This is a genomic window from Solibacillus sp. FSL W7-1324 (assembly GCF_038008025.1).
Classification (GTDB): domain Bacteria; phylum Bacillota; class Bacilli; order Bacillales_A; family Planococcaceae; genus Solibacillus.
In genome coordinates this window covers 1,945,446-1,958,610 of the sequence record NZ_JBBOYH010000001.1, presented here as the reverse complement: position 1 = coordinate 1,958,610, position 13,165 = coordinate 1,945,446, and the positions used below count along the sequence as shown (strand labels likewise).

At 37.8% G+C, this 13,165-nt stretch carries 12 protein-coding genes and 1 pseudogene; 9 read left to right on the top strand and 4 right to left on the bottom strand.

The features are described from left to right. Positions 1-234: 234 nt before the first annotated feature. Entirely contained in the window at positions 235-1,164 is a 930-nt protein-coding gene (locus tag MKY71_RS09490) for an EamA family transporter (RefSeq protein WP_339194497.1), read from the bottom strand. Positions 1,165-1,356: 192 nt separating this feature from the next. Between MKY71_RS09490 and MKY71_RS09485 the strand changes: the two genes are divergently transcribed. Continuing rightward, entirely contained in the window at positions 1,357-2,151 is a 795-nt protein-coding gene (locus MKY71_RS09485; protein WP_340732356.1) for an N-acetylmuramoyl-L-alanine amidase, read from the top strand. A 55-nt stretch (positions 2,152-2,206) separates the two neighbouring features. Next, complete coding sequence (locus MKY71_RS09480) at positions 2,207-3,100, top strand: stalk domain-containing protein (RefSeq protein ID WP_340732354.1); 894 nt, start codon at positions 2,207-2,209, stop codon at positions 3,098-3,100. Between the two features lie 97 nt (positions 3,101-3,197). Here MKY71_RS09480 and MKY71_RS09475 read toward each other — a convergent pair whose 3' ends face one another. After that, a complete protein-coding gene (locus tag MKY71_RS09475) occupies positions 3,198-4,448 on the bottom strand; it encodes an MFS transporter (RefSeq protein WP_340732353.1) in 1,251 nt (416 codons plus the stop codon). 146 nt (positions 4,449-4,594) lie between these two features. Here MKY71_RS09475 and MKY71_RS09470 point away from each other — a divergent pair, with 146 nt between their 5' ends. Next, the gene (locus MKY71_RS09470) at positions 4,595-4,897 is read left to right on the top strand and encodes a YqhV family protein (RefSeq protein ID WP_339171197.1); all 303 of its coding nucleotides are present in this window, start codon (positions 4,595-4,597) and stop codon (positions 4,895-4,897) included. Positions 4,898-4,945: 48 nt separating this feature from the next. Here MKY71_RS09470 and MKY71_RS09465 read toward each other — a convergent pair. Together MKY71_RS09465 and MKY71_RS09460 are read right to left on the bottom strand one after the other, a co-directional pair. Beyond that, positions 4,946-6,171, bottom strand: a pseudogene (locus MKY71_RS09465) (MFS transporter). A 91-nt stretch (positions 6,172-6,262) separates the two neighbouring features. Beyond that, positions 6,263-6,889, bottom strand: coding sequence for a LysE family transporter (locus tag MKY71_RS09460; RefSeq protein WP_340732352.1), 627 nt, complete (start codon positions 6,887-6,889; stop codon positions 6,263-6,265). A 231-nt stretch (positions 6,890-7,120) separates the two neighbouring features. On the opposite strand from MKY71_RS09460, the gene MKY71_RS09455 reads away from it, so the two are divergent. The 6 genes from MKY71_RS09455 (at position 7,121) to MKY71_RS09430 (ending at position 12,963) form a co-directional block, all read left to right on the top strand. Continuing rightward, the gene (locus tag MKY71_RS09455; protein ID WP_339171191.1) at positions 7,121-7,357 is read left to right on the top strand and encodes a hypothetical protein; all 237 of its coding nucleotides are present in this window, start codon (positions 7,121-7,123) and stop codon (positions 7,355-7,357) included. Between the two features lie 301 nt (positions 7,358-7,658). Then, a complete protein-coding gene (locus MKY71_RS09450) occupies positions 7,659-9,551 on the top strand; it encodes an N-acetylmuramoyl-L-alanine amidase (protein ID WP_340732351.1) in 1,893 nt (630 codons plus the stop codon). A gap of 195 nt (positions 9,552-9,746) precedes the next feature. Beyond that, complete coding sequence (locus MKY71_RS09445) at positions 9,747-10,190, top strand: GyrI-like domain-containing protein (protein WP_340732350.1); 444 nt, start codon at positions 9,747-9,749, stop codon at positions 10,188-10,190. A gap of 21 nt (positions 10,191-10,211) precedes the next feature. Then, complete coding sequence (locus tag MKY71_RS09440) at positions 10,212-10,622, top strand: VOC family protein (RefSeq protein ID WP_340732349.1); 411 nt, start codon at positions 10,212-10,214, stop codon at positions 10,620-10,622. A gap of 213 nt (positions 10,623-10,835) precedes the next feature. Continuing rightward, positions 10,836-11,738, top strand: a complete 903-nt coding sequence (locus tag MKY71_RS09435; RefSeq protein WP_340732348.1) for an ABC transporter ATP-binding protein — start codon at positions 10,836-10,838, stop codon at positions 11,736-11,738. Next, positions 11,722-12,963 carry an ABC transporter permease gene (locus MKY71_RS09430; RefSeq protein WP_445683734.1) on the top strand — a complete coding sequence of 414 codons (1,242 nt, stop codon included), beginning with the start codon at positions 11,722-11,724 and terminating at the stop codon, positions 12,961-12,963. The genes MKY71_RS09435 and MKY71_RS09430 overlap by 17 nt, the downstream gene beginning before the upstream one ends. Positions 12,964-13,165 lie beyond the last annotated feature (202 nt).

Below are 13,165 nucleotides of genomic sequence, written 5' to 3'. Positions count from 1 at the left end.
GATACACCTAGATTTTCTAATAACCTTTCAATTTGTTCTAATATCCAGTCTAACTGTTCTAATAATAGCCGCTAATGTTCTAATAAAAGTCACAACCCCTTCAGCACACCCCACTATTTCCCGGACAAATCATCAGTTACAACCGATTTTCCGAATTCTGCGGAAGTTTTCGCCAAAACTCTCCCCACCCCATAAAAAAAGTGCCCGCACACCCGTATGCGGACACTTCTTATATCAACCCTCGACCGCGTCAACCTCAACTACCTTCTCACGATCCGCCTTCAACGCTATGTAAACCATCATTACCAAAATAAGCGATGAACCGAGCCACTGGAAACTTCCGAACGGTTCCTTCAGCCATAAAACTGTTGCCAATACGGCAGTCAACGGTTCAATATTACCGAGCAGGCTCGTTTCTTTAGCGGTAAGTGTTTGAAGACTTTCAATGTAAAACCAGAAAGCCAGCATGGTGCCGAAAATAATGACGACAATTAAATAAAATACCGTTGCGCCTGTCCATACCGAAATATCCACATCCCATGGCGGCTGCACAAAACTCATCGTCACTCCGGCCAGGAACATCGCCCAGCCGACAACGACAAGTGAATCGAAGCGCTTTAATAGTGGAATAACATAAAGCGTATAGAACGCTAGCGTTACACCAGATAATAATCCCCAAATAATTGAAGGGAGCGGTACGGCAAATGTGGAAAGGGAGCCGTTCGTTAATAAAAAGAAGCTTCCGCTAAGAGCTAGCACAATTGTTACTGCATCTTTTTTCGTAAATCTGGATATGCCACGTACCGTCACCCAAATTATAATCATAACCGGTGCCATGTACTGTAATAATGTTGCGACCGCTGCATTACCTTCTTTAATCGAAGCCATATATGTGTACTGAACCCCGAGCATTCCAATAATCGCGAAAACGAGCAAGCGGAAAGCAGCCCATTTTTCCCGCCATATCTGTAAAATTTGTGCCCGATCCTTAAATATTGCCTGGGCAATTAAAAGCAGAATACCGGCAATGACAAGGCGTGTGGACACAAGCCAGTTCACTTCAATACCAAGAGAAAACAGTTGTTGTGCCATTGTTCCGCCGATACCCCAGAAGAAACTGCCGCTCACTACTAATAAAAAGCCAATCATTCGTTTGTTTTTCATGCCAAATCCTCACATTATGTATAATTACTTCATTGTATCGAATTATTATTCAAATTGCTATATCGTATCGCTATTTACACCATCCAATCTAAAGAATGAATATAACTACTATTTTAATATAACAAAAAGACCGCAATGTCCCTTTTTCGTCATATAAAAGGACATATAGATAGTAAAAGGAGGTGAATGACAATGTTAACAATTAGTGCAGGTCATTACGGAAAGGGGACAGGCGCCTCAGGTTATATGAATGAAGGAGAGGAGACTGCCTTGCTTGTGCAGGAACTCGGTAAAAAATTGCAGCAAAAAGGCGTGAAGGTCAATGTAATTATTGATAAGCAATCTAAAAGCCAGCAGCAAAATTTAACGTATTTAGTGAAGCAGCATAATGCATCACAACGCGAGCTTGATGTAAGCATTCATTTTAATTCCGCGCCTACACAGCAAAAAGAGGGAATCGGCACAGAAGTGCTTTATGTGAATCCAGCTATATCAACATTTGCGCAAAAGATTAGCACCGAAATTGCGAAAGCAGGAAAGTTTAAAAACCGCGGAGCAAAACAGCGTAAGGATCTGGCTTTTTTAAATGGTACAACGAAAAAAGCCATTCTTATAGAAGTATGTTTCGTAAATTCTGAGCAAGATGTAAAGTTATACCGGGCAAATAAAGACCAAATAATTGAAGCAATTGCCGAGACCTTAAAAAGCTATTTTCCGAACACAACACCACCAACACCGGCACCACCAGTAACACCGGCGCCGACATCAGCACCGGATCCGCAAACAATTACGAGTAAAGCATTACAGCAAAAAGTGGAAGCCATTTTTAATGACAAAATAGCTGTACGTGCACAACTTAAACAAGGTGTTCAAATTGGCGTATTTCAGCCATTATGGTTGGAAAAATTTGATGCTGGCACACTAACGCTATACGATTATATGGCACTCACAACATTGCACTACCAAAAAAATAACTCGAATATGTAACCTTTTATCTCTTAATTCGACTAATGTAGTGAAATTACCGAAAGGATGGAACTATATGAAAAAAATTGCACCTTTAGCATTATCTGTACTGTTACTTGGAACTGCTGCTGCTTATGCTGATCAGCCAACAATTGAAGGGACTGAGGAAGTGGAAAAAGCAGGAACATTTGTCCAGCACAGAGGGAATATCACTGCAGTCGAAGAGAGGGAAAATGCCAAATTATTTACGGCAGAACAAGATGGCAATCTGTTCAATTTCTATGTAGATAATAAAACACTCGTTTTTGATGAACATGGCAATGAAGTTGAACTGAAAATGGGTGATACGATTTCACTTTCCATTTATGCGGATCAGCCGATGATCTTAATTTATCCGCCGCAATATGCACCACCTGTAGTGATTGTGGAAAAAGATGATACGGCCAACTCTGTAAAAGTGGTACAATTCGATGAAAACTTCTTAAGTGATGATGGAAATTTAAAGCTGAATTTAAATGAAGAATCGGTCATCGTCAATACAAAGGGCGAAAAAGTGTCCGCAAAAGAATTGAAAAACTATAGTGCGATTGTATTTTACGGACCAACAACGAAAAGTATTCCAGCACAGACAGCACCGGAAAAAATTGTCGTGTTCCCAAAACTTGATGAAGCAGTAGAAAATCCTGAAATGGCATCAGAAATCCAGGAAATAATTGGTGAGGATTACAAAGAAGTCGATGGCAAAATCATGGTGCCGTTACGTATAGTCGCGGAAGAACTTGGCTTTAAAGTCACTTCAACAGGAAATGGTGCGGTTATTTCAAAAAATGCACTGTCCTACACAATTACACGTGGCGAAAAAACATATGGCCATAATCGGGCACTTAAACATTTTGACGTTGCACCAGCATTACTGGAAGAAAACAAAACATATGTAGAGTATGATTTTGTTGAACAGTTGCTGAACTAAATAAAATAGCTTACCAGGCTAAAATTCATTTACTCCATGAGTTTTAGCTTTTTTTGATACAAAAAGGTGCTTTGAATGAAACTCAAAGCACCTTCTGTTAATGAATGGTACGAGGCTGTTTTTTTATTAAAATTACAAATAAGCTTGCCATGACACAGCAGACACCGGCCATGAAAAATGCCCAAGTATACGTATTGAAATAAGAATATAACATACCCCCACCATAAGCCGCCGTTGCAGCACCTACTTGATGGGAAGCGAAAATCCAGCCGTAAATAATTGCACTTTTATGTACACCGAATATTTGTCTTGAAAGATTGATGGTAGGGGGTACAGTTGCCACCCAATCCAATCCGTAAAATACAGTGAAAACAAGGATCCAAGTTAGATTGCCTTCCATTAACGCAAAAGGCAGCAAAACTAGAGATGCGCCTCTAAATAAATAATACCAGAACAGAAGCCAACGATTATCAATACGATCGGACAGCCAGCCTGAAAGCGTAGTCCCTACCATATTGAAAACGCCCATAAACGACAGCAAGGAAGCTGCGGTGACGATTGGGATGCCGAAGCTGATACAGTAGGAAATAAAATGAGTCCCGACGAGCCCGTTCGTTGAAAAACCGCAAAAAAAGAAACTCCCGGCTAGTAGCCAGAATTCTTTAGCACGTACAGCTTCCGCCAACCCTTTAAATGCCACAACAATAGGATTACCATTTGATTGACCATCCGCAACGTCAGTATCCTCTGTCTGACCATACGGAAGGATGCCGATTTCCTTTGGTGTGTTTTTCATAAATAAAAAAATGATGAAAAACATGACTGTGCTGATCGTTATAATGAAACCAACTGCCCAACGCCATGAGTAATTTTCGATAATTGCCGCAAGCAAGGGGAGGAGAATCAACTGACCCATTGCGGTACTCGCTGTCAGAATTCCTGTTGCCAGACCTCTTTTTTCTTTAAACCAGTGATTTGCTACATATGGACTAAGTACCGTTAAAAACAGACTGGAACCAAGTCCGATAATAATACCCCAAATAATGATCAGTTGCCATGATTGATTCATCATGAAAATTAATAAAAGACCTACCATTAACGTTCCCATTGAAACAAGCATCATTTTCTTTAATCCGAATTTTTGGAGTAATGCGGCCATGAAAGGTCCAGCAAATCCGTAAATAAACAAGCTGATTCCAAAAGCCAAAGAAATCACTTGGCGATTCCAGCCAAACGCTTTTTCAAAAGGAGTTAAAAAAACCCCGGAAGATGCCATTGCAATCCCGGCGGCAATAATGGAGCAGAATGATATAGCAAGAATAATCCAGCTATAGTGAATTTTTTTCAACTGAACACCGCCTTTTTATACTATATTGTAATTTTAAAGACAAACAGATTATATGTAAAACAGTATTTTCGGATTATTTAGAAATTTATTTTTATGTAAAAATCTATTCTCAAATTTATTTAATATAATTCCAGGAACGATAGCATATGTTAGGTAACAACACTAGCAAGGAAGTGGTTCCAATTATTGATAAAGCACTCATTATGATTATTGCTTTAAGAATTATTTCGGGAAGTATTGAGTTAACGGCTGCTGCATTAATGTTTAAATTCAATGATTTAGAAAAGGCCTTTTATATTAATACATTACTTGCACTAGTCGGTCCGGTCATTTTAATCGTTACAACGGGACTAGCATTGCTCGGCCTGGCGGAAAAAATCTCGCTTGCTCGAATCATATGTCTTTTCTGCGGGATTTCATTGATTCTTTTCAGTTTGAAAGCCAGTTAAAGACAATGTAAAAAGGACCTTTCAGCTATTGCTGTCGGGTCCTTTTTTCTATGATATTTCTTTTGGTTCAATATCCTCGATTTTGATGAATTTCCACACCAGGAATAAAAGAATTATTCCTAATATACCAGCAGTAATATAACTAATATTGAGGTGGTCTTTCATGACAAGCGACATGATAGGCGGGCCTGCAGCAACGCCGATAAATCTGGCTGAACTGTAGAATGAAGAGACAGTACCGCGCAATTCTTTTCTAATATTATCAGTAATGATAGTATCAAGAGCCGGTAATAATGCACCAATTGCAATTCCGACGATGCTTGTAACGATCAGCAGTAGAAATAGCTTTTTACTTGTATAACCGACAAAAATAATGCTGGCGGACATTGCAATTAAAGAAATAACGATAATTTTCTTGATTCGTTTCAAATCTCCTTTAATTTTCCGGCCGGAAATATAAGAAGAAATACAGAGAAGTAAAAGTGGGATGGCCAGCACAAACCTTTCTTGATCCCTTTAATGTCATGAACTTTTTCCAAATTTTCAGATAAGAAAAATAACATGCTGAATAATATGAGCATAACAAGGGCGCCATTAAGAAATACCGTATACAGCCATCTTCCTTCGTCTTTAAAAACTTCTTTCGTATTGTGTAAAAACCCCTTAAATTTTAACGGTTCATCCTTTTCTTTAGGCACTTTAACAAAGAAAAAAATAAGTACAATCGAAATTAAACTGAGTGCAGAAATAGAAAAGAAGGGAAGGAACCATAGTATTGCAGCAAATATCGAGCCTAAAATCGGACTCAATACTTTACCGAATGTATTGGAAGTTTCGATAATCCCTAAAGTCGAGCTGATTTTTTCATCATCATCTTGATACAGGTCACCTACAAGCGGTAAAACGATGGGCATCGCTCCTGCGGCACCTATACCTTGGATAATCCTGCCGATAATAATCATTGTGAACGGGTCATCTATTTTCCATGAAGCGAACCCAGCGATTAAACCGCCGATTAAAGCTAAAATCAGACTCGGTAATATGACGACTTTCCTGCCAAAGCGATCAGATAAATAGCCAGCTACCGGAATAAGAAAAATAGCTGCCACTGAATAGCTTGTAATGATCATGCTAGACTGGAAAGAGGTGATTCCGACCTTGTCTTCTAGTATTGGAAGTACTGGAATAAGCATTGAATTTCCTAAAGTCATAATGAGCGGAATAGAAGTAAGACTTACAATGCACCATATACTTACACCCTTATTTTTATCCATTACCACACCTCGATGAATTTTGCTTTTGTTTAGGTATGGTTTCCTTTCACGAACATTTTATACGCAAGGTTTGGTTGTATAAATTTTTTATTTAAAATAATAATTCAAAAGCATGCTTTCCAAAATAAAGTCCAAAACCAATCATAAAAATGGACGAAAAAACGGTTACAGTTTTCAAGAGCCTAATGGATAATAATTTGCGTGCGACACTCGATAAGGAAGCATAAAGAAAATTCACAAATATTATGCCAAGTAGTATGGCACCACTAATTAGTATAATGTCAAATCCTGTAGCGATTCCTGCTGTTTTCGCAAGGATCGAGCCATAGATTCCTAGCCAGAAAAGGATTGTAATGGGATTCAGCAAAGACATTAACAACCCAGCTAATAACGAATGTCTTAATCGTACGATTCTACCGGTTTTAGAGTTCATTTCTATTTTATGTAATGTCAGTAAACTTTCAATCCCAGTATACAAAAGGACGAAACAGCCAAAAGACCATAAGAAGGTTTGCAATATGATTGAATCGATAAATTTTCCGACGCCAAAATACACGACAAGCATATAAGCAATGTCAGTAGCCAAGGCACCCAGACTAAAAAACCATGCATGAAAAAATCCGTTTTTCAATCCAGTATTTATTAAAACGTTCTTAACAGGACCGAATGTAGCAGCCATCGTTATGCCTAAAAAAATATAGGTAAAGATCGAATTCATAAACTGTCCTCCATTAATTAGATATTTGTGCATTTTATTCGACGGTAAGGTTTTTTAGGACTAGTAATAGGCTAAGGAGATTATTTATTTTGAAGAATACTATCCACTTCGGTTAAAGGTGGGGAATACCCAGTTTTTATAATCAATACATAGATTATTTTTTGGATTTATTGTTATAATTTTAACGTAATGATCATTATCAAAAATTATAGTTAAAGGGAGGCAGTTATTATGCAAATAGATAAAAATATGCAGGAAATGTTTTCGAACTTCATTTTACAACGAGTAAAAGAGGATAAGATGGAGGAAGCAAAAGCTTTACTAGCTGAGAATTTTAAAAAGCAGGATGAAGGTACATTTACAAAAGAGGACGTTGAACAGTTTGTTCCAAAAATGCTGGAATATTTAAAACCGGAAAAAATTGAAGAAATTCGAACAATCGCTAAAAATTTCTCAATCAATTTCTAGTAAATCCTATCAGTTCACAAAATTTTTATAAATTTAAAAGGAATCCGTTTGTTCGAAATATTACGAACAGTATTCTCTTTTTTTGTCCTTTAAAGAACCCCGACAATTCCCTCTATGTCAACAATGTTAAACAGAACATTTACCCCTTACTTCAGCGAGCTAAACCAAAATTATTATACAATGTAATCTTTTTGTAATTAGACTGTAACAAGATTTTGACATTAAATATGGATTTACCTCTATTTTTTTCCGGTTTTGTACTATACAATGAGGTGGACAGCTTATGAAAGGATAGGGAACAATGAATCAAAAACTGATTACATTGGTTGTTGCAATCTTCCTCGTTTGTACACTAGCTGTTACACCGACATCAGCTAAGGTAGTATTTGCAGATGTTGCGACAACCGATGCCACTTACGACGAGATCCAGTATTTAATTAGCCTTGGAGCAATTAAAGGATATCAAGAAAATGGCAAAACGTACTACAAACCCAACATGAGTGTGACACGTGCACAAGCTGCGAAAATGGCAGTCATTGCTGCAGGTAAAAGTCCACTAAAAGTAAGTAAATCCTCGTACACAGATGTTAAAGTCGGGACAGAACAATCGACATACATCGAACGTGCACGTCAACTCGGATTATTTACTAAAACATCAGGGAATTTTTCTCCTAATGCCACTTTGTCTCGTGAAGAAATGAGTCACGTATTATCGATTGCATTTAATTTAAATGCAAGTGACTATAAGGATTTGCCGGTGTACTTCCCAGATGTATCGAATTCGAATACATATGCTCCGTATATTAAAGCAATCTACTATAATGGGATTACAAAAGGTAGTGACGGCAAATACATGCCAAAAAGCTCGGTTACACGAGCACAGTTTGCGTCATTTATCGCAAGAGCAAAAAGCGATAAATTCCGACTAGCCTTACCCGAACACCTTGATTCAGTTGATACGACACAAGTAATTGGTCTTGTATCAGTAACAACAGATGGCTTAAATGTTCGTACAGAGCCGAATACATCAAGTTCAGTGATTGGCCGAGTAAATACGGGCGGTAAGTTATCGGTGTATGCTGTGGAAGGTAATTGGTTGAAGGTTTCTTATCAAGGCTACTACGGCTATATCAGTAAATCTTATGCCAAGTTCCTTGCACCAGACGGCAATGCCATTGGACCATCAATTAAAGCTGTCAAAACAAATACAATTATAAATCTGTATTACAAACCGACATCGTCATCTAAAAAAATTAAACAAATTTCTGCCGGTTCAACATTGTCAGTCTATAAAGAAATTGACGGCTATTATTTAACAACAGCAGGGGGAGTTCCTGGCTATATTGTAAAAAATAGCACGACGGATGTAGGGGGTTCCAATGTGAATCCACCACCATCAGAAACAGGTTCCGACAATAATGATCCTGTCGTTACATCCGGCACAACGGGTAAAGTAACGGTTGCGAGTTTAAATATGCGCAAACAAGCTTCAGGATCATCAGCAACTATTAAACAGTTATCTAAAGGAACTGTTGTTGCGGTACATTCCATTGATGGCTATTGGGCAAAAGTAACTGCGGGCAAAGATACAGGCTACGTGCACAAATCGTACATTAAACTAGTGAACGAAAAGGGCAGTCCTATTAAAGACCGCATTATTATTTTAGACCCTGGGCACGGTGGTAAAGATCCAGGTGCTGTAAATGCTAGCCATACGGAAAAAGCGATTGTTTTAAAAGTTGGCAATCTTGTCAAACAAAAACTTGAAGCAAATGGCGCAAAAGTTTACTCAACGCGTACAGGGGATACATTCCCGACATTACAAGAGCGTGTGAACTTCACCAATAGCAAATTTGGTGAAATCTTTGTTAGTATCCACGTAAATGCTGCGACATCATCAAGTGCACAAGGTACTGAAACGTACTACAGCATTACAACGGGTGATCAGTATGAAGAGGATAAAAAGCTGGCAACATACATCAATACTGAAATTGTTAACAACGCGAAAATGAAAAACCGTGGTGTTAAAGAAGCTCAGTATTATGTGACACGCAATATGATCATTCCTTCTGTCTTAGTAGAACTTGGGTTCATCTCAAATGCAGAAGACCGTAATAAATTAATCGATGATAAGTATGTAGAAATCTATGCACAATCTATTTATAACGGGATTGTGGATTACTACAGAAAATAAAATATAATAAAATATGCTGTTCAATGGCTTAGTTCTTGTAAAAGGACTAAGCCATTTTTATTTAGTATTAATAGAAAAATATGGTAAAATTTATGGGGATTTAACTTTTGCATTTGGGGTTGAATTGAAGCAATCAAGTTTAACCGAAAAATGCTGAAATAGTGAATAAAAATAGTAAATAGTGAGGTGATTTAATTGACTTTTAAAATGATAAAAAAGGAATTCAAGTTGGTTGGCTTAAAGGGCAGTGGAGAGTATGAAAACTTTGGAAGTGAAGTACCATTGCTTGCAAAACAGTTATTAAGTCGTTCGAGTGACTTCGATTTCCCAACCGGAAGTGAAATTGCATTGTATGAGCCTAAAAAAAGTGCCGGCCATACGACGGGCAATTTCTATGTAGGACTTATCGTTCGCGAGAGAGTGAACAAAATCCCGACAGGAATGGATTATTTAGAGACAGATAACCATTATATTACGACTAGAGGCAACATAATGGAACTTGGTAAACTTCATGGAGATTTGCTTAATTGGGGAACAGCGCAAGGTTATAAAAGAGATCTTGATTCTTATATTATCGAAACTTATCACCCTGTCAACGAAGGGGAAGAAGTAGAAATCTATTTACCAATCATTGCGTAGAACTTAAAAAGGAGAAGAAAAATGGGCGAAAAATTAGTGAGAGTCGGAACAACATACATACCGGTAACGGATGTGGAACAATCTGCTGAATGGTATGTAAAGAACTTGGAAGCGGCTTTAAGTTACAAAGACACGGATAAAGCCATATTAAACTTTGCAAATCAAAGTTTTTTTCTCGTGAAATCGAATGAAAATGAAAGTGCCAATTTTAAAGATAAATATGGAAACGAACGTTTTTCAATAACATTTGAAGTTGATGGATTACACGCTTTAGCACAATTGCATAAAGAATTTCAGCAAAGCGGTGTAGAAGTCGGTGAGATTGAAGATCGCGGGCATGCCGGTAAGAATTTTGTCTTTTATGATTTGGATAAAAATAAATTCGATGTTTGGAGCGAACTGAGCCCTGCTTTTAAAGAAAAATTTAAATAACTTCTATACGGACTTAGTATGGGTGAATTCCAAACTAAGTTTTTTACGTAATAATGAATCTTTTCTTGTTCTGTTCCGTACATAAACATAGTGGCGAATGAAATTGTTTAGTATTTATAAACATACTCATTACATAATTTTTTACTTATTTTATAATTGGAATAATTACTATATAATGGAATTCGCTAGTTCTTATAAACAGGAGGTACGCTCATGGTGTTACAACTGAAAGATGTGACGAAACGCTACCGTGATTTCGTTGCAGTAAACCGATTGAACTTTACAATTGAAAAAGGCGAAATATTTGGCTTGATCGGGCAAAATGGTGCAGGTAAAACGACTACATTCCGAATGATTCTGGATTTACAGGATACAACAGAAGGTACCATTACATGGGAAGGGCAGCCGATTAAATCGGTAAGCCGTGATTTTTTAGGTTATTTACCAGAAGAGCGCGGTATTTTCCCGCAAATGAAAGTGGAAGAGCAGCTTTACTTTTTCGGCGAGCTGCATGGTATGGATAAAAACGAGCTGAAAAAAGATATCGACTTTTGGATCGAGCGCTTTGATCTGGAAGAAAAACGAAATGTAAAAGCCGAGACTTTATCAAAAGGGAATAAGCAAAAGGTTCAATTAATCGCCAGCTTTATTCACAAACCGGCGTTTTTAATTCTGGATGAACCGTTTAGCGGTCTGGACCCGGTTAATATGGAGTTGCTGAAAAATGCAATTTTGTATTTGCGCGATCAAGGAATGACGATTTTATTCTCGAGTCACCAAATGGATAACGTTGAGGAGCTTTGTGATCACTTATGTTTACTAAAGCGCGGTGAATCCCTGTTTTCAGGCTCGCTGCTTGATCTGAAAAAACAGTACGGAAAAACGAAACTGACAGTACGTACTGACAAATCTTTTGAAGTATTAAGCAACTACCCAGGTGTGAATCATGTCAAAATGGAACGGGATTCACAGGCAGTACTGACACTTGAAGATGAAAAATATGCACCTGAAATTTTTGACCTGCTTTCAAACGGCAATTACATCGAAAAATTCAGTTTAGATTATTTATCGCTGCATGAAATTTTCAAAGAGAAAGTAGGTGCCGGCCTTGTCTAAATTTAAAGTGCTCATTAAAAAATTATATAAACAGAAAATCACATCGAAATCCTTTATTTTAACAACATTGCTTTACTTAGTAGTGCTAAGCGGTTTTATGTTCTGGTCTGAAATCAAAGACCTTATTTTCTCGGGGGATGCCGATACGATTGCTGTTGTAAATGAAACTGATTTTGATATCGCGCAAGTGCTGCAGAATACAGATGATGTGGAATATGTATATGTTGAATCGGGGGATATCGCGGATAAATTGAAGGACGGAGACTATTATGCGGCCTTTACCTTATCAGACGCAGATGGTAAACTGGCGGCGAAAATCGAATCCTATGATCCTCTTCCGCTAAATGACCAGCAAGATTTCCAAAGTGCGCTAAGTCAGGCAGGCCAGCTGTATGCGATGAGTCAAATGGAATTATCACCGGAGCAGCAACAGTTACTATTGTCATCAGAACCGGTCATTACGTTGAATTCATTGAATGAAACTGCCAATGATGGCAAATCTGCTGAAGAAAAAATGGCGGGTGTCTGGGTTTCATATGCGATTGGAATTATCATCTATATTTTTGTGGCATCGTATTTATCGATGATTACAACTGATGTTGCTTCAGAAAAAGGGTCTCGTGCTCTGGAAATGCTGTTAGTCAGCGTGAAACCTGAAGTGCATTTCCGTTCAAAAATAGTCGGTGTATTTTTAGTCGCCCTTACACAATTCGTCATTCTATTCGGAGGCCTCTTATTATTGTTACGCTTCTCGGATGGCGGAAACAAATGGTCAGTTGTAACGGATCTGCTTAATTCACTATCGATTAGCTACTTCTTGTATATCGTCGGTTTCTTATTCTTAACAATTTTCATGTATTTAATTATCGGCGCATTATTCGGTTCGCTTGTATCTAAAGTTGAAGAGGCAGGGCAAGTAATGATGCCGGCAATGATGCTGACACTCGTTGGATTCTACGTAATGCTGACAGGTATGGGTAACCCGGATACAATGCTGATTAAAGTGTTCTCGTATATTCCGTTTACATCAGGTATGGTGATGCCGATGCGTTTAGGTGCAACGGATATGAGTGCCATTGAACCAATCATTAGCTTTGTTCTATTGATTGCAACGGTGTTAACGCTATACTTCATGAGTCTGTCATTCTACAAACGAAGTGTACTGACATATTCATCAGGCGGTATTATTGAAAAAATGAAAACGGTATTTAAAGTAACAACGTAAGTTTTAAATCATGCTCCCCCTTATGTGGACAGAAAATCTGTTCATCTTAATGGGGAGTTTTTTCATGCTTTCAATAAAATAATTTTCATCCTAATATAAGTTAACCTAAATAAAAATATGGTTGACGTAAAAGAATGATTGCTTTATATTTACGTTAACCTTATAAAAATACAGGTTAACTAAACGGTTTTATTTTAATATT

Excerpts from the sequence above, each read along its gene's own strand:
- MKY71_RS09490 (WP_339194497.1), bottom strand. The coding sequence starts at position 1,164 with ATGAAAAACAAACGAATGATTGGCTTTTTATTAGTAGTGAGCGGCAGT.
- MKY71_RS09435 (WP_340732348.1), top strand. The coding sequence starts at position 10,836 with ATGGTGTTACAACTGAAAGATGTGACGAAACGCTACCGTGATTTCGTT.
- MKY71_RS09470 (WP_339171197.1), top strand. The coding sequence starts at position 4,595 with ATGTTAGGTAACAACACTAGCAAGGAAGTGGTTCCAATTATTGATAAA.
- MKY71_RS09480 (WP_340732354.1), top strand. The coding sequence starts at position 2,207 with ATGAAAAAAATTGCACCTTTAGCATTATCTGTACTGTTACTTGGAACT.
- MKY71_RS09450 (WP_340732351.1), top strand. The coding sequence starts at position 7,659 with ATGAATCAAAAACTGATTACATTGGTTGTTGCAATCTTCCTCGTTTGT.
- MKY71_RS09485 (WP_340732356.1), top strand. The coding sequence starts at position 1,357 with ATGTTAACAATTAGTGCAGGTCATTACGGAAAGGGGACAGGCGCCTCA.
- MKY71_RS09460 (WP_340732352.1), bottom strand. The coding sequence starts at position 6,889 with ATGAATTCGATCTTTACCTATATTTTTTTAGGCATAACGATGGCTGCT.
- MKY71_RS09455 (WP_339171191.1), top strand. The coding sequence starts at position 7,121 with ATGCAAATAGATAAAAATATGCAGGAAATGTTTTCGAACTTCATTTTA.
- MKY71_RS09440 (WP_340732349.1), top strand. The coding sequence starts at position 10,212 with ATGGGCGAAAAATTAGTGAGAGTCGGAACAACATACATACCGGTAACG.